Raw genomic sequence first — 19,595 nt, forward strand, 5'->3', positions numbered from 1 at the left:
AACAGCGTGCGTCTACTACGTTACTATTTTTGCGAAACATGTGCTGACCTGCACGTTTGCCCACCACCGTTGCTTTTCGTTGAAAACAAGCTGATTGTGGGCCGTGTGCGCCGTGTCGGCGCATCCCTCGGAGGTGAATATTTATCGATGGGAAATATTGACGCAGTCACAGCGACATGTCGTGGATAACGTCGATATGGTATGCGGCACTATTATCGCAGGTCAGGGCCTACTCGGCGTGTCGCGAGGGGCGACGGCGCCCCCAACCCGGCCACGGCCTCGTCCCCGAGAGGACCACACAGCGTTCTCGGCGGCGCGGGCAGTGCCCCGCAGGCGTTAATCTTGGGGGCATGACGAAAACACCGCATCACCTCTCGGTGCGCTCGCGCGTGGCCAACGCGGCCGGCGCCGCCGCCCGCTTCACCTCCCGGGCCCTCGGGCGAGGATCCGGAGGCATGATCGGCGGAGAGGTCGCCCTGCGCATCTCCCCGAAGTTCCTGGCCGAACTGGCAGCCCCCTTCTCCTCGGTCGTCGTTACCGGTACGAACGGCAAGTCCACGACGACGCGCATGGTGCGCGCCGCCCTGGAAAGCGCCGGTCCTGTCGCCTCCAACATCAACGGTGACAACATGACCTCCGGCGTCATCACCGCCCTCATGCAGGGCAAGAATGCCAGCCGCGCCGCCCTCGAAGTCGACGAGATGCACGTGCCCGCGGTCGCCGCGGACGTGCGTCCCGAGGTCTTCGTGTACCTGAACCTCTCGCGCGACCAGCTCGACCGCGTCGGCGAAATCGGCTCGGTGGAAAAGCGCCTGCGCCAGGGCGCGTCCGCTCACCCGGACGCAGTCGTCGTCGCCAACTGCGACGACCCGCTTATCGTCTCCGCAGCCGCCGACAACCCGAGCGTCGTGTGGGTCGCCGCCGGTGCCGGTTGGGGCGGCGACTCCGCTGCCTACCCGCGCGGCGGCCGCGTCGTGCGCGACTCCGATGGCTGGCACCTGATCCCCGCCTTCGAGGGCGAGGAGCTGCCCGCGCTGCGCAGCCGCCCGAAGCCCCACTGGTGGCTCAGCGACGTCGAGCTGGCTCCCGAGGGACCGCGCGCCACGCTCCACGGACCCGGGGATGTCGCCGTCCCCCTCGAACTCAAGCTCCCCGGCCGCGCGAACCTCGGTAACGCCGCGCAGGCCGTGGCCGCCGCCGTCGCCATGGGCATCGACCCGGCCGCCGCAGCCAAGGCCGTCAGCTCCGTGACCGAGGTCGCGGGACGCTACTCAGTCCACGACGTCAACGGGCGCAGCGCCCGCCTGATGCTCGCGAAGAACCCCGCCGGCTGGCAGGAAGCCATGACCATGGTCGACCCGCGCGTCGATCAGGTCGTCATCGGCGTCAACGGCCAGGTGCCCGACGGCCAGGACCTCTCCTGGCTGTGGGACGTCGACTTCTCCGGCGTCAACCAGCCGGGCAGGCGTGTCATCGCCTGCGGCGAGCGCGGCGCCGACCTGGCCGTGCGCCTCGAATACGCCGGCATCCACTGTGACCTCGTCGATCTGCCGATGGATGCGCTGGCCGCGTGCGAGCCCGGGCGCGTCGAGGTCCTCCTCAACTACACGGCAATGCGCGACTTCAAGGTCCTGCTCGACCGAAAGGAAGGCAAGCGGTGAGCGTTTCCACGCTGCGAATCGGCGTCCTCATGCCCGAGGTCTTGGGCACCTACGGGGACACGGGCAACGCCCTGATCCTGGCCGAACGCGCCCGCAGGCGCGGCATCGACGCCGAGGTCGTCCACGTCGGGTTGACCGAGGAGATCCCCGACAGCCTCGACATCTACACCCTGGGCGGGGGAGAGGACACGGCCCAGGCGCTCGCGGCCGACAAGTTCCGCGCCACCTCCGGCCTGTCCCGCGCGCTCGACGCCGGGCGCCCACTCCTGGCGATCTGCGCCTCCCTGCAGGTCCTGGGCCACTGGTACGAGGACGCGCGAGGCGCGCGCGTGCCCGGCATGGGCGTCCTGGACATCACGACCGAGCCGCAGGGACACCGCACCATCGGCGAGCTGGTGACGGTGCCCCTCGTCGAGGGACTCACCCAGGCCCTGAGCGGCTTTGAGAATCATGGCGGAGGAACCGTCCTGGGCCCCGACGCGGCACCTCTCGGGCGCGTCGTCTCCGGCGTCGGTAATGGCACCCCCCAGGGACGCCAGCCCGCCGATGTCGCCTACGACGGTGCCGTCCAGGGTTCAATCATCGCCACCTACATGCACGGACCGGCGCTGGCGCGTAACCCCGAGCTGGCCGACCTGCTGCTGACGCGCGCGACCGGCATGGCGCTCGAACCCCTCGAGGTGCCCGGCGTGGCCGAGCTGCGCGCGCAGCGCTTGAGCGGGGTCCAGCTGCCCTAGGGCCTGCCTCCTCTCGCAGATGGACGTCTCCGATCCACACGGGGATCGGAGACGTCCCAGTGGTCGCGCAACCCTGTTCGCAGGGGCGGCCGCGTTGTTATGCTAAAACAAATGTCTCATCAGGAAGGCACACTCATGTCGAATCCGTCCCCTTACGATTCTCAGGGCGGGCAGAACACGCCCTGGCCCCAGTACGGCGAAAACGCGCAGACAGCCGCGCCCCAGGGATATTCCGGCGCCGCTTACGGCGGTGGCTACGCTGGCCCCACCGCCGTTGTGATGCCGGATATGCCCAGCCGAGCTCCCGGCGTGGTCACGCTGGTCATTGGTGTCTTGCTGATGATCATTGTCGCCCCCATCGTTCTCATTATGACGATGGGAATGGGTATCACCTCGGCCGCCGAGTCGGTCGGTAACGAAGCCATCCTGCGAAACGGCGACAGCGTGACCGTCACGTCGGAGGGACAGTACACGCTGATGATCGGTGAGGCTGGCGCTACTTCCTGCTCGCTGGTTGACTCGAGCGGCGTGTCCCACCGTATGCAGTCCTACGACGACCAGAACAACCTGTACACGGCCTCGAACCTGTCCAGTGGCACGTACAAGATTGACTGCGACCTCGTGACGTCGGGCACCGATATCTTCGGTTTCAACGGGAATGCTGAGGATGCGGTCATCCAGATGTTCGTGATGCCCTTCGTGTGGGCGACGGTGGTCGGAGTCATCGGCCTGATCCTGCTGATTGTCGGTATCGTTCTCCTTGTCAAGGTGAACGGAAAGCGGCGCCGCCTCGTTCAGCAAACGATGATGTCAGCCATCCGCTGACAAGTACGTCGCGCAAGGCGTGAGGCCGGGAGAAGTTCCCGGCCTCACGCCTTTTTTGGCGCATGTTATCTCGCTGCGATGATGCAACACGCTCGGATCGTCAAGTGCGCTCGGTTGGGTCGAACGGTGTTATGCTGAGCCGACATTTCCACCAGAAAGGCACAGACATGTCCACTCCTTCCTATGGTTCCGCCCCGGTGGCTCCCTCCCCGGTGCCGATGCCGAAGATGCCCGGCCGCGGGGCTGGCATCACCACGCTGGTCCTCGGCATCGTCCTGATGCTCTTCATTGCGCCGGCCGTGTTCTTCGGAATGATGATTTACGGTGTGAGCCAGACCGGCGCGAACTCGATCCACGGTGGCACCACAAACAACGGCGATTCCGTGACCGTGACCGCGTCTGGAGACTTCACGGTCCAGGTGCGCGTGGATACGGATCCCGCCTGCTCGCTCGTCGACTCCTCCGGTGCGATGTATTCGCTGCGACCCTCTGCGGACGCCGACGACACCTACACGGCCTCGGGTGTGCCCGCGGGCCCGTACAGGATTTACTGCGCTGGCCTGTCCAACGACTCGTCTTTCTACGCTGTCAATAGCACGCCGGATGCCGTGACCAAGACCTTCGTGGTGCCCTTCGTGTGGGGCTCCGTCGTCGGAGTGACCGGTCTGATCTGCCTGATCGTCGGCATCGTGCTCCTCGTCAAGGTCAACGGCAAGCGCCGCCGCATCATGCAAGAGGCTATGATGGCAGCTGTTCGCTGACTCATAGCGCGAGGGGGTGAGTCCCGGGTTTTACCCGGCCTCACCCCCTTCCTCGTCTCTCACAACCGCGTCCCCCAGCGAGAGGATTTTGTGTGTCTACCCTGTCTTTCACCGGCACTCGCCAGGTGCGTTACCCGGCCCCTGACGTCGCGCGCGGCTTCATGCTGGCCTTGATTGCTCTGGCGAATGTGCCCTTCTGGCTTGCTTACTTCCCGGAGACTCCCCAGGCAGGACACGCGGCCCTCGAGGCGATGAATGGCGCCGACCAGTGGTGGTATCTGGCCCGCACCATGCTCGTCGATCGCAGGGCCTACCCGCTCTTCTCCATTCTGTTCGGCTTCGGCATGGCGATCATGGCGTCGCGCACGATGGAGCGTGAGCGCCGGGCCGCTTTGGACACCTTCTCCGCCGAGGAGGTCGCCGGCTGGCATCCCGTCCAGCGACAGATTGTCGAGGAGAATATCGAGCGTCACGTTCGCCGCGTGGCCGCGCGCCTAATCCGTCGCCGCGGCCTGTGGATGCTGGTATTCGGCGGCGTGCATGCCCTGTTCTTTTCGGGTGACATCATCGGAACCTATGGCCTCGTCGCGGTGTTGTTCGCCGAAGTCGTCGTCATGAAGCGCGTGTGGCCGCGCGTCTTGGTGGGCTCCCTCGTTGCTGCGCTCAGCCTCCTCGGTTTGTGGGGAACGGGGTTTTCGATGGGTGGCACGCCCATGGTGCTCGAATATCACGGCCCGTTGGCGCCGACGATGTTCTACCCGTTGACGTCCCTGAGGACCTGGTTGGGAGCAACCATCGCAACGGTTCTGCTGTCCCTCGTGGTTCCGTGCGTCATGATCGGTGTGGGCGTCGCTCGCTGGGGTGTCCTGCAGGATCCCCGCGGGCATGGGCTCATCCTTGCCTGTGTCGCCGTCGGTGGTCTGGGCGTTGGTGTCCTCGGTGGGCTTCCTTTCGCGCTCATGCAGCTGACGTGGGCGTTTGCGGGCTCGGCCGCCTGGTCCTACCCGCTCTTCCATGCCTCGGGGGTGCTGGGCGCGTGCGGCTGGCTTGCGCTCCTCGCGCTCGTGGGTGGTGGGCCTCGCGAAAAGCTTGGCTCGGTCTGTGCCTTCCTGAGTGCGATCGGTCGCCGCTCGATGACCGCCTACCTGTCCCAGACGGTGCTCTTCATCCTCATTGTCGTCGTGCTTGGTGTGGCCGGGGTGCGCAGCCTCGGGGTCGCCGTGTCCGGCCTGATCGCGCTCGTTGTGTGGGCGCTGATCGGTATCGGCTGTGTCATTGCCGAGGCATTGGGATCGTCGCGCGGTCCCGCTGAGTGGGCGCTGCGCTGGCTTGTTGCCAAGAGTGCCAGGCGTAGGCCGCTGCCGGCCTTCTTGCCTGTTCTCGCCGGTCAGTCGGGCGCGCCTGCAGAGGCTGCGGCGACATCATCTGACGCGGTGACTGCGGCCGCCGCGCCGTGCGCTGAGAGTGAGACACCTGCGCGGGGAAGTGTTTCCGAGGGCGAGTAAAAATCCCTATTTAATAGAAATTCACGCTGCTTGCAAGGGCTATACCAAAATGTGAGTAACTAGACAATTAGTGGCAGGTGTGGCTGAGTCCCCCGGATGAGCTGCAACGATGGTTCCTCATCGCTCGTCCGATCACTGGCCGCAGGGTTGAAAAGACCCTGCGGCCATTGGTATTTCGCGGATTCTGCGCTACTGTGAAGGTGTCGAGATACACGCACTGATGACGAGATGCGGTGAGTGGAGGAGGTGGCCAATGGGTGTGCATGTGGACATGGTGCGCAGGGGTGGCCGACGCGCTCACGCCCCCGAGTTAACGACGCAGTGGCGCGTCATGATCGAAAGAGACGAGTAGGGGAGTCATCATGAGCTGGCTATGGCGGGCGGATGCCGACGGCGGGACCGACGGTGAGGGCACGCCTCGCCGCGCTGAATCGGCGGACGGTATGCCCTCTGATATGGGACAATGGGAGGAAAGCAACGCGGCAGCGGCGGAAGGAATCGCCACGGGTAACTCGGAGTTTGAAGCTAATCGCTTTGACATGGTTCGTCCCATCACGCAAGAGCGCCTGGGACTCCTTTTCGACTCTGAAGGCTGGGCGTGGCGCATCGATGATGATAGTGACCTGTGTGGATTCTGGGAGGGGCACCTGTTCTGCTTCCGTTTCCTCGGTGATTCGCGCGAAGTGCTGTCGATCGTCGCGTTCATGAAGCAGCTCGTTCCTCTCGAGTATGGGGAGGACCTGCGTGACTTTCTGCAGGCCTGGCACGGGGAGTTCCTGTGGCCCAAGGCCTACGTGGCCGAGCAACTGGAGGGCGACCGTGTCGTCGCCGAGGTGAACGGCGACTACGAGTATGGCGCCACGGATGCTCAGCTGGTCCAGCAGGTCATGTGCGCTCTGGCCACAACGCTCCAGCTCTTCCGCGCGCTCGCGGAGCGCTACGGCATCGAGGATGCCGATGATTCTGGACCGTCGGGCGGTCATCAGCGCGGCTTCGGCGGACCCGTCTGGCTTCCGGAGGACTGAGTCCAGGCCTCGTTCCTGTCTCCATTTTCAAGTTGAGTGGAATAGACTCAACTTTAGCTTCGTTATGTCTATCAGATACGCCGAGAACCGTCGGCGCGACACATTCGAACTATTTGGAGGAACGATCTCATGGCACGTGAGATGACCACGAAGGCGCAGGAGGCCATCGCCTCCGCGCTCCAGGCCGCATCGGCGGCCGGAAATCCGCAGGTGGAGCCCATCCACTTGCTCCAGGCGCTCATCGAGCAGCGCGAGGGCATTGCCCTGTCCCTGCTCCAGGCCGTCGGCGCGGATGCCCGCGCGATCGGCACACGCACTCGCAACGCCCTGGTGTCCCTGCCGAGTACCCAGGGGGCATCCGCTGGCTCAGCCCAGGCCTCGCGCGCGCTGCTCGCCGTCGTCCAGGATGCGGAGGAGCGCGCCCAGGGCGCGGGAGACCAGTACATCTCCACCGAGCACCTGCTCATCGCGCTGGCCGCATCCGACACGGAGGCGGGGCGCATCCTGACCCAGGGTGGCGCCCAGGTCGACGCGCTCACGCAGGCTCTCTCCCAGCTGCGCCCCGACCCGATCACGACGGCTGACCCCGAGGGCTCGTTCGAGGCCTTGGCGAAGTACGGCCGCGACCTGACCGAGGTGGCGCGCGAGGGCAAGCTCGACCCCGTCATCGGGCGCGATAACGAGATTCGCCGCGTCGTGCAGGTCCTGTCGCGCCGCACGAAGAACAACCCTGTCCTCATCGGCGAGCCCGGCGTCGGTAAAACCGCCGTCGTCGAGGGCCTGGCCCAGCGCATCGTCGCTGGCGACGTCCCCGAGTCCCTGCGCGACAAGCGCCTGATCTCGCTGGACGTGTCCTCGATGGTGGCCGGTGCGAAGTATCGCGGTGAGTTCGAGGAGCGCCTCAAGGCCGTCCTGGCCGAGATTGCGCGCTCGGACGGTCAGGTCATCACCTTCATCGACGAGCTGCATACGGTCGTCGGCGCGGGCGGTGGCTCCGAGGGTGCGATGGACGCGGGCAACATGCTCAAGCCCATGCTCGCCCGCGGCGAGCTGCGCATGGTCGGTGCGACCACGCTCGACGAGTATCGCGAGAACATTGAGAAGGATCCCGCCCTGGAGCGTCGCTTCCAGCAGGTCTTCGTCGGCGAGCCCTCGGTTGAGGACACGGTCGCCATCCTGCGCGGCATCGCCCCGAAGTACGAGGCCCACCACAAGGTGACGATCTCCGATGGCGCGCTGGTGGCCGCCGCCACCCTGTCGAACCGCTACATCACGGGGCGTCAGCTGCCCGATAAGGCGATTGACCTGATCGACGAGGCCGCCTCGCGTCTGCGCATGGAGCTGGATTCCTCGCCGGTCGAGATCGACGAGCTGCGCCGCAGTGTGGATCGCCTGCGCATGGAGGAGTCCTACCTGGCGGAGTCCGACCCCGACGGGGCCGACGCCGCCACCCAGGATCGCCTGAGCAAGCTGCGCGCGGACCTGGCGGATCGCGAAGAGAAGCTGCGTGCGCTCACCGCGCGCTGGGAGGCCGAGAAGGCTGGCCACAACCGCGTGGGTGACCTGCGCGTCCAGCTGGACACGCTGCGCACCCAGCTCGAGCTGGCCGTGCGCGAGGGGCGTTGGGAGGAAGCCGGTCGCCTGCAAAACGGAGAGATTCCGGCAGTCGAACGACAGATTGCACACGAGGAGGCTCGCGCCGAGGAGCAGGATGCCGTTGCTGCCGAGGAACCGATGATCGCTGAGAAGGTTGGCCCTACGGAGATTGCCGAGGTTATCGAGGCCTGGACGGGAATTCCTACGGGTAAACTCCTCCAAACTGAGACTGAGAAGCTTCTTCACATGGAGGCCGAGCTCGGCAAGCGTCTGATTGGACAGAAGGAGGCGGTGCGAGCGGTATCGGACGCCGTGAGGCGTTCGCGCGCGGGCCTGTCCGATCCGAATCGCCCGACCGGCTCCTTCCTCTTCCTGGGGCCCACGGGTGTCGGCAAGACGGAGCTGGCCAAGTCCCTCGCGGAGTTCCTCTTCGACGACGAGCGTGCGATCGTGCGCATCGACATGTCCGAGTACTCGGAGAAGCACTCGGTCGCGCGGCTGGTCGGTGCCCCTCCGGGGTACGTCGGCTACGAGCAGGGCGGTCAGCTGACCGAAGCGGTGCGACGTCGGCCATATTCCGTCGTTCTCCTGGACGAAGTGGAGAAGGCTGACCCTGAGATCTTCGACATCCTCTTGCAGGTTCTTGATGACGGGCGTCTCACTGACGGTCAGGGTCGGACGGTCGACTTCCGCAACACAATCCTGATTCTCACGTCAAACCTGGGGTCGCAGTTCCTGGTGGACGAGGGTTTGACGGACTCGGAAAAGCGGGATGCGGTCATGTCTGTTGTGCGGTCAAAGTTCAGGCCAGAATTTCTCAATAGGCTGGATGAGACTGTCATGTTTGACGCCCTGACCCGCGAAAATCTGGGTCAGATCGTTGACCTGCTGGTTGCTGCCCTTCAAACGCGCCTCCAGGATCGCCGCATAAACTTGACAGTGAGTGAGCCAGCTCGCGGCTGGTTGACTCAGGTGGGCTATGATCCCGCCTTCGGGGCGCGCCCGCTTCGCCGCGTGATTCAGCGCGAGATCGGTGATCGGCTGGCTGTTATGCTGCTCGGCGGGCAGGTGCAGGATGGGTGTAGCGTGAAAGTTGACATTAACGCGATGTTCGACGGGCTTGTCATGAATGTTGATAAACCCTAAGATTACGCGCTACACTGAATACCAGTGTGTATTTCGGACTAACGGTATGTGACGTCCGCAACAGCAGGAGAAGATATGACAACCCAGAGGAAGGCCCGTGGCGCCTATTCCGTAGGACAGGCGACGCGCGAATCCATCCTCTCGGCAGCGATGGTTCTGATCGCGGAGCGAGGCTACAACGGCTTCTCTCTGCGCGACCTCGGTCGTCGAGTCGGTATTTCCCACCCCGCCGTCGTCTATCACTTCCCGTCCAAGGAAGCGATCCTGCGCAGCGCGATCCAGCGTCACGAGGAGATGAACGCCCTCTTCGACGTCACCATCAATGACGAGGCTGAGGGCGGCTTCGACGAGGGCGGCATCACTGCCGGCTCCTTCGTCGACTGGGCGGTTGGCGAGATGCGTTTCGCCATGAAGCCCGGGGCAGACGCCGCTATCGCCTTGGACTGTGTCCTGTGGGCGGAATCCTCCTCGGAGACGCACCCCGCACACGCGCACTACAAGTACCGGACCCAGCAGATGGAGGAGGCGCTCACGGCGATGATCGCCGCCTTCGTCGAGGACGAGGGCGCCGACATCGGCACCACCCCTCGCACTCTGGCGAAGATCCTCATCCGCTACTGGTACGGCTCTGTCGTGTCGGCTCGTTACAACGACGAACCTATCGACGCCCGCGAATTCGTCGCGGACTTCCTGGCCGTGTGCGTGCAGCTCCTGCACCTGCCCGCGCATTACGTCCTCCAGCTCGGCGCGTCCGTGCCCGAGGAGGTCGCGGAAGTCTACGCACGCACGCTGCGTAAGATCAGCGAGAAGACCACGGCGGCAGCAGAAGCCGCCGCGGCCGCGGCTGCTCCGGAAGCCACCACCGCGTGATCGGACCGCTGCCGTCCTTCGATGCCGCCCTCGTCCTTCGTGTCGGGGGCGACGTCGTCTACTCGCACGGCGATACGGGCAGAGTGTTCCCGCTCGCGTCTGTTACCAAGCCGATCGTCGCGTGGTCGGTGCTGGTCGCGGTTGAACGAGGCCTGATCTCCCTCGATGATCCCGCGGGTCCTGAGGGGGCAACGGTTCGCCACCTGCTGGCCCATGCCTCGGGCCTGCCTTTCGAGGGGAGGCGTCCTGTCGCCGCTCCCGGGAAGCGCCGCATCTACTCCAACGAGGGCTTCGACGTGCTCGGCGAGGTCGTGGCTGACGCGAGCGGAATGGGGGTCGCTCAGTGGGTGCGCCAGACGGTGTTTGACCCGCTTGGAATGGGCTCCGCGGACATCCCGGGTAGTCCCGCTCATGCGGGGGTCGCCAGCGCGTTCGATGTCAGCCTTTTCGGTGCTGAGCTCGCCCGTCCGACTCTGGTGAGCGCGCCGCTGGCCGCCCTTGCGGGACTCTCACAGTTTCCGACGCTCGCCGGCGTCGTGCCCGGCTACGGGCGTTTTGCGCCCTGCCCGTGGGGCCTCGGCGTGGAGATTCGCGGCGACAAGTCGCCGCACTGGACCGCGCCCGATGCCTCCCCGCGTACCATCGGGCACTTCGGCCAGTCCGGCTCCTTCGTGTGGGCGGACCGCGACCTGGGAGCCAGCGCCGCTTTTGTGGGTGCCGAGCCTTTCGGGCCGTGGCACCGCGACAACTGGTCGGCCCTCAACGCGTCGTTGTTGTCCCTCGCGCGCGAACACGCCTAATCGCGACGAATCGAGGCCTGGGCACGTGCCCAGGCCTCGACGCGTTGCGGGGCTCGCCCACGCCTCGTCCGGTCCCTCAGTCGACGTCGATGATGACGGGCACGTGGTCGGACGCGCCCTTGCCCTTGCGTTCGTCCCGATCAATCAGTGCGCCGCTCACGCGCGCGGCGAGCGCCGGGGAACAGTAGGCGAAGTCGATGCGCATGCCCTCGTTCTTGGGGAAACGTAGCTTCTGGTAGTCCCAGTAGGTGTAGTTCGTGACGCGGCCTCGCGTGACCTCAACCCAGCCGTCGGACGCGAAGGCGGCGAAGGCCTCGCGCTCGGGGGCGGACACGTGGGTTGAGCCCTCGAAGACGGCCATGTCCCACACGTCCTCATCCAGGGGAGCGACGTTCCAGTCGCCGACCAGCGCAATGAGCGCCTCCGGGTCGGCAAGCCAGCCGCGGCCCTGCTCGGCGAGGTTGGCGAGCCACTCGAGCTTGTAGGCGTAGTGCGCGTGGGTGAGCTCGCGCCCGTTGGGCACGTACAGGCTCCAGATCGTCATGGACGAGGCCTGCCCATCCTCGCGCGGGAGGGCGTCGGTCGTGTCGATGGTGACGCCGAGTGCACGGGCCTCGACGACCGCCGGGTCGCCGAAGGCAGGCTGGGTGGGGAAGTGGTCCTGGATGTCGAGGATCGGCAGGCGCGAGGCCACGGCGACGCCGTTCCACTGGTTGAGTCCGTGGATGGCGACGTGGTAGCCGGCCTCCTCGAAGGGGGCGGTGGGGAACTGGTCGGGGCGGCACTTGATTTCCTGCATGGCGAGCACGTCGGTGCTTGAGCGCTCGAGGAAGGCGATGACGCGGTCAACGCGCGTGCGGATGGAGTTGACGTTCCAGGTCGCGAATCTCATGGGGTCGAGCCTAGCTGGGGGACGGGGTGCTGGGCGCGTGAAACGCGTGTGAAACGCGCGCGGTGACGTGCGGTTGTCGGACCGATTGTCTATAGTGATAATGATTCTCATCTACAACATAGCTAGAAAAGGCACCCTTATGTCATACCTGCGACGCGTCAGCACCGCGGCGCTGGCCCTCTTCCTGGCGCTGACCCCCGCCACCGCGTGGGCCGGGCCCGACCAGGACAAGGACTGGATCGTCACCGGACAGCACGTGGATGCGCCCATCCCCGTCTGGCACGACGATACCAACAGCTTTAGCCTCAACACCATCAACCTACCGATGGAAAAGACCGCCCTGTGGATCCCCAAGGCGTGGACCGGCACCGGCGAGAAGGACGAGGCCAAATCGCAGCTCGTCGTTCCCGCCAAGCGTCCCGACCTGTCATTCCTCGGCGCCGAAGGAAGCGTCCTGAACGCCGCCCCCCAGACCCCCGGCCCCGGCAACACGCCCATCTGGGCGGGCCTGGGCGCCGGCGAGATCGGAGACATGGACAAGTTCGAGGGTGAGACCTACACGCTCGACCTCATCAGCGTCGACGGCCCGGGCCGCATGGAGATGTTCATCGACAACGGTGACAGCGTTAACCGCTTCCTCTCCAGCCATGACACCGCCTACCGGTCCGTCTACAACCCCCGCCACACGCACCTGTACACGACCTTCACCCAGCCCGGCCGCTACGTCGCGAACTACAAGATGACCGCGCGCAGCGCCGACGGCACCGCCCTCTACTCCTCGCCGATCACCCCGCTGGTCTGGCAGGTTGGCGGTGCGAACCCCGCCGACGGCACGATCAAGGACATTGTGTCTGCCTACAACGCGGCCCGAGCAGAGCGCACCGACGGCAACGCCGCCACACCCACGCTCACCCTGTCCCACCACGCCGAGCGTGAACATCCCGGCGACAACTACCTCACCGACATCACGCTCGACACGGGCGTCGCCACCGACACGGGACGCGCGTGGATTACCGTCAACGGCTACTTCCTCACCGAGGCCGTGGTTGAGGGCGGCCGCGCAACCGTCTCCGAGCTGCTCGGCGCGGACGCGGCGGCCGTCCAGGCGATCTACATCCCCTCCGATTCCGCCTCCGCCCGCTGGGTCTCCCAGGCCGCGCACTACTCCCAGAAGGACACCGAGCCCGTCACCGTCGGCGGATCTGACACGATCCTGGGCCCCTCCAACCCCGACCCTGCTCCCGAGTGGAACCCCGACCGCCTGCCCGTGGCCTCGCGCCGCGTCGACGTCTCCTACGACCTGATCCCCGGCACGACCGACCAGTACACGGCCACCGTCAAGGCGGCAGACCCCAACCTGCGCGCCACCTACAAGATCGAGTTCCTCGAATCCAAGTGGGATTTCAGCCCCTGGTGCTCGATGGAAGGCACGCTGGGGGCCGGCGGCATGGACACGAAGACCCAGGACCTCGGCGTGTGCCAATCCGACCCCATGTACATGCGCGTCGTCCTGCGCCCCCACCCCCTCTCCGACGCAGTCATGACGGTTGCTGATGCCTCCGACGTCACCGTTGGCGACCACGTGGGTCTGACCGCCACGCTCAAGATGCGTGACGGCTCCCCGGCTCCCGTAGAACCCGAGCCCGCACCCGACCCGACCCCCGATCCTGCGCCCAGCCCTGAGCCCGCGCCCAACCCCGGTGGAGGAGACAACCCGGCCCCGGCCTCGTCACTGCTGACCGACCCCGTCGAGATCGGCCGCGGACACCTGGACGTGCGCCTGACCCAGGCGGCCGGCGAGAACGGCACCACCTACGGGCTGGCCGTCAAGGACGACTCGCTCACCAACGCGCGCACCTCCGTGCTGCGCACCCTGTCCTCCACGACCCTGTCCGTCGGACCCAACGCGCGCTTCGTGCGCCCGGCCTCCCTGTCGGACGCGAGCTACGACGTGCTCGGCCCGGTGGGCACCGCCACCTACGTGCTGCCCGAAACGCAAAACAGCGACATCGTGTGGCCCGGCCTGTCCACCGAAGGCATCGACTACGCCGCCCTGCCCGAGGGCGCGGACCTGACCCTGCACCTGGCCGAGGCCCCCCAGGGCGCTCGCGTCGCCTTCTTCCAGGGCGGCACCTTCGGAACCGGCGCGCGCATCCACTTCGACTCGGCCGCGGGCGACGGGGCGGTCCACACGACCGAGTCCACGCACATGCACGGCAACTGGGTGTTCAGCGCACCCGGAACCTACCGCATCGAGGTGGGCGCCCGCAGCGGCGAGCGCGTCCTCGCCGATCCGCAGTCCTTCACCGTCGTGGTCCGCTCCGGCCACCACAACGACCAGCCCGCGCCCACCCCGGGCGACGAGCCGGTCCCGACGCCCTCGCCGGGCCCCGCGCCGACGCCGGAGCCCGAACCGACTCCTGCGCCCGCCCCCGCGCCGACGCCGGCTCCTGAGCCGAGCGTTGACCCGGCACCTGCGCCCGATCCGACTCCCGCTCCCGAGCCGAGCGTTGACCCGGCACCTGCGCCCGAGCCGACTCCCGCTCCAGAGCCGAGCGCTGCCCCGGTGCCCGCTCCGAGCTCTCGCCCGGGAGGGTCCCCGGCAGCGGCACCCGCAGCTCCTTCCGGAAACAAGGCCGTGGCCAGGGGAGTGCTCTCGAGCGCAACCCGCCCCGCAGCCTCCGCATCCGGCGCGGGCGCCCCGGGTACGCAGGCAGTCCTGAGTTCCGGAGCCGCCTCGCGCGGTGGATCGGGCGCCACGACCTCCTCGGGTGGCGCCACCCCGGTCACCGCCCCCAAGGCGGCACCCGCCGCGACCCCGTCTGCGAGTGCCAGCCCGCAAAGCGGTGCCCAGAGCGGTGAGAGCGCCCAGTCCGGCGCCGCCGGAGCCCCCTCGGTGGGCACCAGCGACGCGGCCGCCTCGCTGCCCATCGCGGCGGCGACCGACGCTGGACGATCGGGAGGCTGGAGCCCCTACTGGCTGCTCCTCCTCCTCATCCCGGCGGCCCTCGCCGGTGGCGGAGCCGGATTCCTGATCCGCACGCGATAAAACAGCAGGCCGGGGCGGACTCGCGACACGTGCGCGACCCCGCCCCGGCTTCGTGCTACCCCCACGCGAGCGCGTTAGACTTCCCCCATGGGAACCGCGCTTGTGACCGGAGCAACCTCCGGGATTGGTGAAGAATTCTGCTGGCAGCTGGCCTCCGCAGGCCATGACCTGGTGCTCGTCGCGCGCCGCGAGGACGCCCTGGCAGCGCTCGCGGCCTCGCTCGCAAACGTCGCGGGCGTGCGCGCCGAGGTCATCGCCGCCGACCTGTCCACCGAGGAAGGATGCGCGCGCGTCGCCGCACGCCTCGACGTCGGAGGCCCCGCGGACACCGAGAAGCCGGACTTGCGCCCCGTCGACCTCCTCGTGAACAACGCGGGCTTTGGCCTGGGTAGCCCCTTCCTGGACAACACACTGGAGCGGGAGGTGGACGGCCTGAACGTCATGGTCCGAGCCGTCATGACCCTGGCCCATCACGCCGGTATCTCCATGCGTTCGCGCGGCCGCGGCGCCATTCTCAACGTCGGCTCCGTCGCCTCGCGTACGGGGGCTGGCACCTACTCCGCGCACAAGGCCTGGGTCGTCGCCTTCACCGAAGGCCTGGCCGCCGAGCTTAAGGGGTCGGGCATCACCGCGACCGTCGTGTGCCCCGGTCCCGTCGATACGCCCTTCTTCGAGCGCGCCGGCGTCGACATGCGCTCGACCCCCTCCTGGCTCATGGCCAGCCCTGACCAGGTCGTCACGGCAGCCCTTGACGCCGTGCGCGCCGGGCGCATCCACGTCACCCCCACAGCCACCTACAAGGTCGCCATGGGTATCATGAAGATCGCCCCTCGCTGGGTCACCGCGCGCGCCATGCGCGCCGTGCCCCACATGTGAGGGCGCGCAGACGATAACGAGGCCGGGGCCAGGTTCACGCAGAACCCGGCCCCGGCCTCGTCGATGGACGGAAAGGATCAGGCCAGGCCAATGTCCTCCAAGCCCAGCGCGTAGAAGTACGGGAAGCCTTCGGCCTCGATGCGTTCCTTCGCGCCGGTCGCGCGATCCACGATCACCGCGACGGCGACGACGTTCGCACCTGCCTCGCGCAGCGTGAGCGCGGCCTCCAGCGGGGAGCCGCCCGTCGTGGAGGTGTCCTCCAGGACCACGACGTTCTTGCCCACGACATCCGGGCCCTCGATGCGGCGCTTCATGCCGTGATCCTTGGCCGCCTTGCGCACGACGAAGGCGTCCAGGTCGAGGCCGCGCGAGGCCGCCGCATGCAGCATCGCGGTGGCCACCGGGTCCGCGCCCATCGTCAGGCCGCCCACGGCCACGTACTCCTCGCCGACTGAGAAACCAGACTCCTCCAGGAGATCCAGCATGACGTGGCCGATGAGGGGAGCCGCCTCGTGGTGCAGCGTCGAGCGGCGCATGTCGACGTAGAAGTCGGACTCGCGGCCCGACGCCAGGGTGACCTTCTCATGAATGACGGAGAGCTCCTGGACGAGGGTGGCCAGGCGCGCCTTGTGGGAATCGTTGGTCATGGGGGTTCCTTTCCGGGACGGAGTGGGTCAGTGGGCCGCCTCGACGAGCTCAATGAGATCGCCGATGCCCTCGTGGATGCCGAAGGGGCGGAACGGGTATTTGGAGATGTCCTCGCGTGCCGTGGAGCCGGACAACACCAGGTGGGTGCGCAGGCCCGCCTCGACGCCGGCGCGAACGTCGGTGTCCATGCGGTCGCCGACCATCGCGGCGCGCTCCGAGTGGGCGCCGATCGTGTTCAGGCCGGCGCGGATCATGACCGGGTTCGGCTTGCCCACGAAGTAGGGCTGCTTGCCGGTGGCCGCTGTGATCATCGCGGCGATCGCGCCGCACGCGGGCAGGGTTCCCTCGTCGGAGGGGCCCGAGACGTCGGGGTTCGTCGCGATGAACTTCGCGCCGCCCTCGATGAAGCGGATCGCCTGGGTGAGGGCGCGGAAGTCGTAGGAACGCACCTCGCCGAGCACCACGTACTCGGGGTCCGTCTCCGTCATGACGTATCCGGCGGCGTGGATCGCGGTGGTCAGGCCGGCCTCGCCGATGACGTAGGCGGTCGAGCCGGGGGACTGCTGCTGGAGGAAGGCGGCCGTCGCGTTGGCGGAGGTCCAGATGTTCTCTTCGGGGATGTCCAGGCCCGAGTTCGCCAGGCGCGCCGAGAGGTCGCGGTTGGTGAACACCGAGTTGTTGGTGAGGACCAGGAACGGAATGTTGTTGGCGCGCAGCGCCGCCAGGAATTCGTTGGCGCCCGGCAGTGCGCGGTTCTCCTTGACCAGGACGCCGTCCATGTCGGAGAGCCACGCGCTCACGGGCGGCAACTCACTGAGTGCTGTTGGTTCGTTCATCAGCGGATTCATGCCTCCATTCTACGTTCCCGATAGGGTGGGATCCGTGAACGAGTTGGAAAACGGGTGTGACATCGCGCGGCAGGGCGCGGTTTCTGGGGACACTGAGGCGTACGAGGCCGGGGCTGGCGCTCGCGGGCAGGTGGGGGTCGGTCCGTGGCCGGGTGGGCAGGCCGCCTGGCCGGTTGGCGAGCACTATGACCGGGAGCTCCTGGAGCACGGGGATCGGCGCAACGTCGAGGACCGATACCGCTACTGGACGATGGATGCGATTCGCGAGGACGTCGCCGCCCGCTCGCTTCCCTTCGAGGTGGCCGTGGAGAACCTGGACCACGACTTCAACATCGGTTCCATCGTGCGCACGGCCAACGCGCTTGGCGCGCGCCGCGTCCACGTCGTGGGCCGCAAGCGCTGGAACCGCCGCGGCGCCATGGTGACCGACCGATACCTGCCGGTGGATCACCGCGCGCAGGTGAGCGAACTCGTCGAGCACTGCGAGCGTGAGGGCCTGGCCCTCGTCGGCGTCGACAATGTAGACGGCTCCGTCGCCCTTGAAGGGGCCGTATTGCCCGAGCGCGCCTGCCTGGTCTTTGGGTCCGAGGCCTCGGGCCTCAGCGAGGACATGCTCGCCGCTTGCCGCCTTGTCGTCGCCATCACCCAGCGCGGCTCGACGCGCTCCATGAACGTCGGCCACGCCGCCGCGATCGTCATGTGGGCGCACGCCTCGCGCCTTGCGGCACACCCCGCCCCCCTCCCCTGACCCCGCCACCGCCCCAGCGCGCCACACCCACAAGAGCCACCCCCGCCTCGTGACAGCACCCGAGAGAGACGCGGACACGCAGGCCAGCCCGGCCTCGCCAAGCGCGTACCACACGCGCCCGCTGAGTGAAAAGACCCTGTCCGAACGGGACTTCCATCCTTTCCCGATCAAGCAAAATGTGAGACAATCGATCGTGACAAAACTGTCACTCGATTAGGAGGCTCCAAGTGCCTATCGCAACCCCTGAGGTCTACGCAGAGATGCTGAATCGCGCACGGGACGGCAAGTTCGCCTACCCCGCGATTAACGTGACCTCGTCCCAGACCATCACCGCCGCTCTCCAGGGCTTCGCCGAGGCCGAGTCCGACGGCATCATCCAGGTGTCCGTCGGCGGCGCCGAGTACGGCTCCGGCTCCACCATCAAGAACCGCGTCACCGGCTCTCTGGCCCTCGCCGCCTACGCCTACGAGGTCGCCAAGAACTACGGCATCACCGTGGCTCTGCACACCGACCACTGCGCCAAGCAGAACATCGACTCCTGGGTCCGTCCCCTCCTCGAGATCGAGGCCGGCCAGGTCGCCGACGGCAAGCTCCCCACCTTCCAGTCCCACATGTGGGACGGCTCCGCGATCCCGCTGGACGAGAACCTGGAGATCGCGAAGGAACTGCTCGCCATGTCCGTCAAGGCCAACACCATCCTCGAGATCGAGGTCGGCGCTGTTGGTGGCGAGGAAGACGGCGTCGTTGGCGAGATCAACGAGAAGCTCTACACCTCCACCGCAGACGGCATCAAGACCGTTGAGGCCCTGGGCCTGGGCGAGAACGGCCGCTACATCACCGCCCTGACCTTCGGCAACGTGCACGGCGCCTACAAGCCCGGCCACGTGAAGCTGCGTCCCGAGCTGCTCGGCACCATCCAGGAAGAGGTCGCCGCGCACTTCGGCCTCGACCACCGTCCCTTCGACCTGGTCATGCACGGCGGCTCCGGCTCCACCGCCGAGGAGATCGCCACCGCTGTCGCCAACGGCGTCATCAAGATGAACGTCGACACCGACACGCAGTACGCGTTCACCCGCCCGGTCGTTGACCACATGCTGCGCAACTACGACGGCGTCCTCAAGATCGACGGCGAGGTCGGCGTGAAGAAGCAGTACGACCCGCGTACGTGGGGCAAGTCGGCCGAGGCCGGCATGGCCGCCCGCGTCGTCGAGGCCTGCGAGCGCCTGGGCGCCACCGGCACCCAGATGCGCTGAACCCTTCGCTGATGGCTGCCTAGCGGCCTGACGCGTGAGCCGCCCGGCCCCCTGTGGGGCCGGGCGGCTTCGTTGTGCCTATGCGTTTGTGGCTGAGTGTTTGTGCCTGCGTGTTGGTGCCGGTGGGCGGCGCCCCGCCCGCGAGATCGCCACACGCGAGCTTCGCTCGGAGTGGTCGATCTCGAAGCCCGGCCAGGCCCTGCCGCCGCCCACCGGCACCGCGTGTGTCTCGTGAGCGTACGGTTTAGAGGCTCTTCGCATTTAAGGGTGTAGGAGGTGTTGGCGTGGGCCGGGGTGCAGGTGGTGGCGTGGGCGGCGTGCTCATCCTGCTGCCAGTAGGGCCTAGCTGCGCATG

At 67.0% G+C, this 19,595-nt stretch carries 17 protein-coding genes; 14 read left to right on the forward strand and 3 right to left on the reverse strand.

The features are described from left to right. The first annotated feature begins 350 nt into the window (after positions 1-350). The 9 genes from O3669_RS06775 (at position 351) to O3669_RS06815 (ending at position 10,926) form a co-directional block, all read left to right on the forward strand. Positions 351-1,661 carry a MurT ligase domain-containing protein gene (locus O3669_RS06775; RefSeq protein WP_371524130.1) on the forward strand — a complete coding sequence of 437 codons (1,311 nt, stop codon included), beginning with the start codon at positions 351-353 and terminating at the stop codon, positions 1,659-1,661. Next, entirely contained in the window at positions 1,658-2,398 is a 741-nt protein-coding gene (locus O3669_RS06780) for a type 1 glutamine amidotransferase (RefSeq protein ID WP_295966430.1), read from the forward strand. The genes O3669_RS06775 and O3669_RS06780 overlap by 4 nt, the downstream gene beginning before the upstream one ends. A gap of 111 nt (positions 2,399-2,509) precedes the next feature. After that, positions 2,510-3,223 carry a hypothetical protein gene (locus O3669_RS06785; RefSeq protein ID WP_371524131.1) on the forward strand — a complete coding sequence of 238 codons (714 nt, stop codon included), beginning with the start codon at positions 2,510-2,512 and terminating at the stop codon, positions 3,221-3,223. 167 nt (positions 3,224-3,390) lie between these two features. Continuing rightward, positions 3,391-3,984, forward strand: a complete 594-nt coding sequence (locus O3669_RS06790) for a hypothetical protein (RefSeq protein WP_314769780.1) — start codon at positions 3,391-3,393, stop codon at positions 3,982-3,984. Between the two features lie 92 nt (positions 3,985-4,076). Beyond that, positions 4,077-5,489 (forward strand): DUF418 domain-containing protein, encoded by a 1,413-nt coding sequence (locus tag O3669_RS06795; protein ID WP_371524133.1) that lies wholly within the window; start codon positions 4,077-4,079, stop codon positions 5,487-5,489. Positions 5,490-5,851: 362 nt separating this feature from the next. Continuing rightward, positions 5,852-6,514: a YbjN domain-containing protein gene (locus tag O3669_RS06800; protein ID WP_295919878.1), complete on the forward strand. Its 663-nt coding sequence runs from the start codon at positions 5,852-5,854 to the stop codon at positions 6,512-6,514. Positions 6,515-6,643: 129 nt separating this feature from the next. Continuing rightward, positions 6,644-9,256: an ATP-dependent chaperone ClpB gene (clpB, locus tag O3669_RS06805; protein ID WP_371524134.1), complete on the forward strand. Its 2,613-nt coding sequence runs from the start codon at positions 6,644-6,646 to the stop codon at positions 9,254-9,256. Between the two features lie 75 nt (positions 9,257-9,331). Further along, a complete protein-coding gene (locus O3669_RS06810) occupies positions 9,332-10,126 on the forward strand; it encodes a TetR/AcrR family transcriptional regulator (protein ID WP_295919875.1) in 795 nt (264 codons plus the stop codon). Beyond that, complete coding sequence (locus O3669_RS06815; RefSeq protein WP_371524135.1) at positions 10,123-10,926, forward strand: serine hydrolase domain-containing protein; 804 nt, start codon at positions 10,123-10,125, stop codon at positions 10,924-10,926. The genes O3669_RS06810 and O3669_RS06815 overlap by 4 nt, the downstream gene beginning before the upstream one ends. Positions 10,927-11,002: 76 nt before the next feature. On the opposite strand, the gene O3669_RS06820 is transcribed toward O3669_RS06815, so the two are convergent. Further along, complete coding sequence (locus O3669_RS06820) at positions 11,003-11,818, reverse strand: exodeoxyribonuclease III (protein WP_371524136.1); 816 nt, start codon at positions 11,816-11,818, stop codon at positions 11,003-11,005. Between the two features lie 139 nt (positions 11,819-11,957). Here O3669_RS06820 and O3669_RS06825 point away from each other — a divergent pair, with 139 nt between their 5' ends. Continuing rightward, complete coding sequence (locus O3669_RS06825; protein WP_371524138.1) at positions 11,958-14,867, forward strand: choice-of-anchor M domain-containing protein; 2,910 nt, start codon at positions 11,958-11,960, stop codon at positions 14,865-14,867. A gap of 87 nt (positions 14,868-14,954) precedes the next feature. Beyond that, positions 14,955-15,743 (forward strand): SDR family NAD(P)-dependent oxidoreductase, encoded by a 789-nt coding sequence (locus O3669_RS06830; protein ID WP_371524139.1) that lies wholly within the window; start codon positions 14,955-14,957, stop codon positions 15,741-15,743. 77 nt (positions 15,744-15,820) lie between these two features. On the opposite strand, the gene pyrE is transcribed toward O3669_RS06830, so the two are convergent. Continuing rightward, positions 15,821-16,390 carry an orotate phosphoribosyltransferase gene (gene pyrE, locus O3669_RS06835; protein ID WP_371524140.1) on the reverse strand — a complete coding sequence of 190 codons (570 nt, stop codon included), beginning with the start codon at positions 16,388-16,390 and terminating at the stop codon, positions 15,821-15,823. A 27-nt stretch (positions 16,391-16,417) separates the two neighbouring features. After that, entirely contained in the window at positions 16,418-17,239 is an 822-nt protein-coding gene (locus tag O3669_RS06840; RefSeq protein WP_314769760.1) for an HAD-IIA family hydrolase, read from the reverse strand. Here O3669_RS06840 and O3669_RS06845 point away from each other — a divergent pair. The 3 genes from O3669_RS06845 (at position 17,238) to O3669_RS06855 (ending at position 19,475) form a co-directional block, all read left to right on the forward strand. Beyond that, the gene (locus O3669_RS06845) at positions 17,238-17,987 is read left to right on the forward strand and encodes a TrmH family RNA methyltransferase (RefSeq protein ID WP_371524142.1); all 750 of its coding nucleotides are present in this window, start codon (positions 17,238-17,240) and stop codon (positions 17,985-17,987) included. The two genes, O3669_RS06840 and O3669_RS06845, sit on opposite strands and share 2 nt — an antisense overlap. 227 nt (positions 17,988-18,214) lie before the next feature. Further along, entirely contained in the window at positions 18,215-19,240 is a 1,026-nt protein-coding gene (gene fbaA / locus O3669_RS06850; RefSeq protein WP_295921355.1) for a class II fructose-bisphosphate aldolase, read from the forward strand. A gap of 88 nt (positions 19,241-19,328) precedes the next feature. Next, a complete protein-coding gene (locus tag O3669_RS06855; protein ID WP_371524143.1) occupies positions 19,329-19,475 on the forward strand; it encodes a hypothetical protein in 147 nt (48 codons plus the stop codon). The last annotated feature ends 120 nt before the right edge of the window (positions 19,476-19,595 follow it).

This window comes from Pauljensenia sp. 20925_1_34 (genome assembly GCF_041432775.1).
GTDB lineage: Bacteria > Actinomycetota > Actinomycetes > Actinomycetales > Actinomycetaceae > Pauljensenia.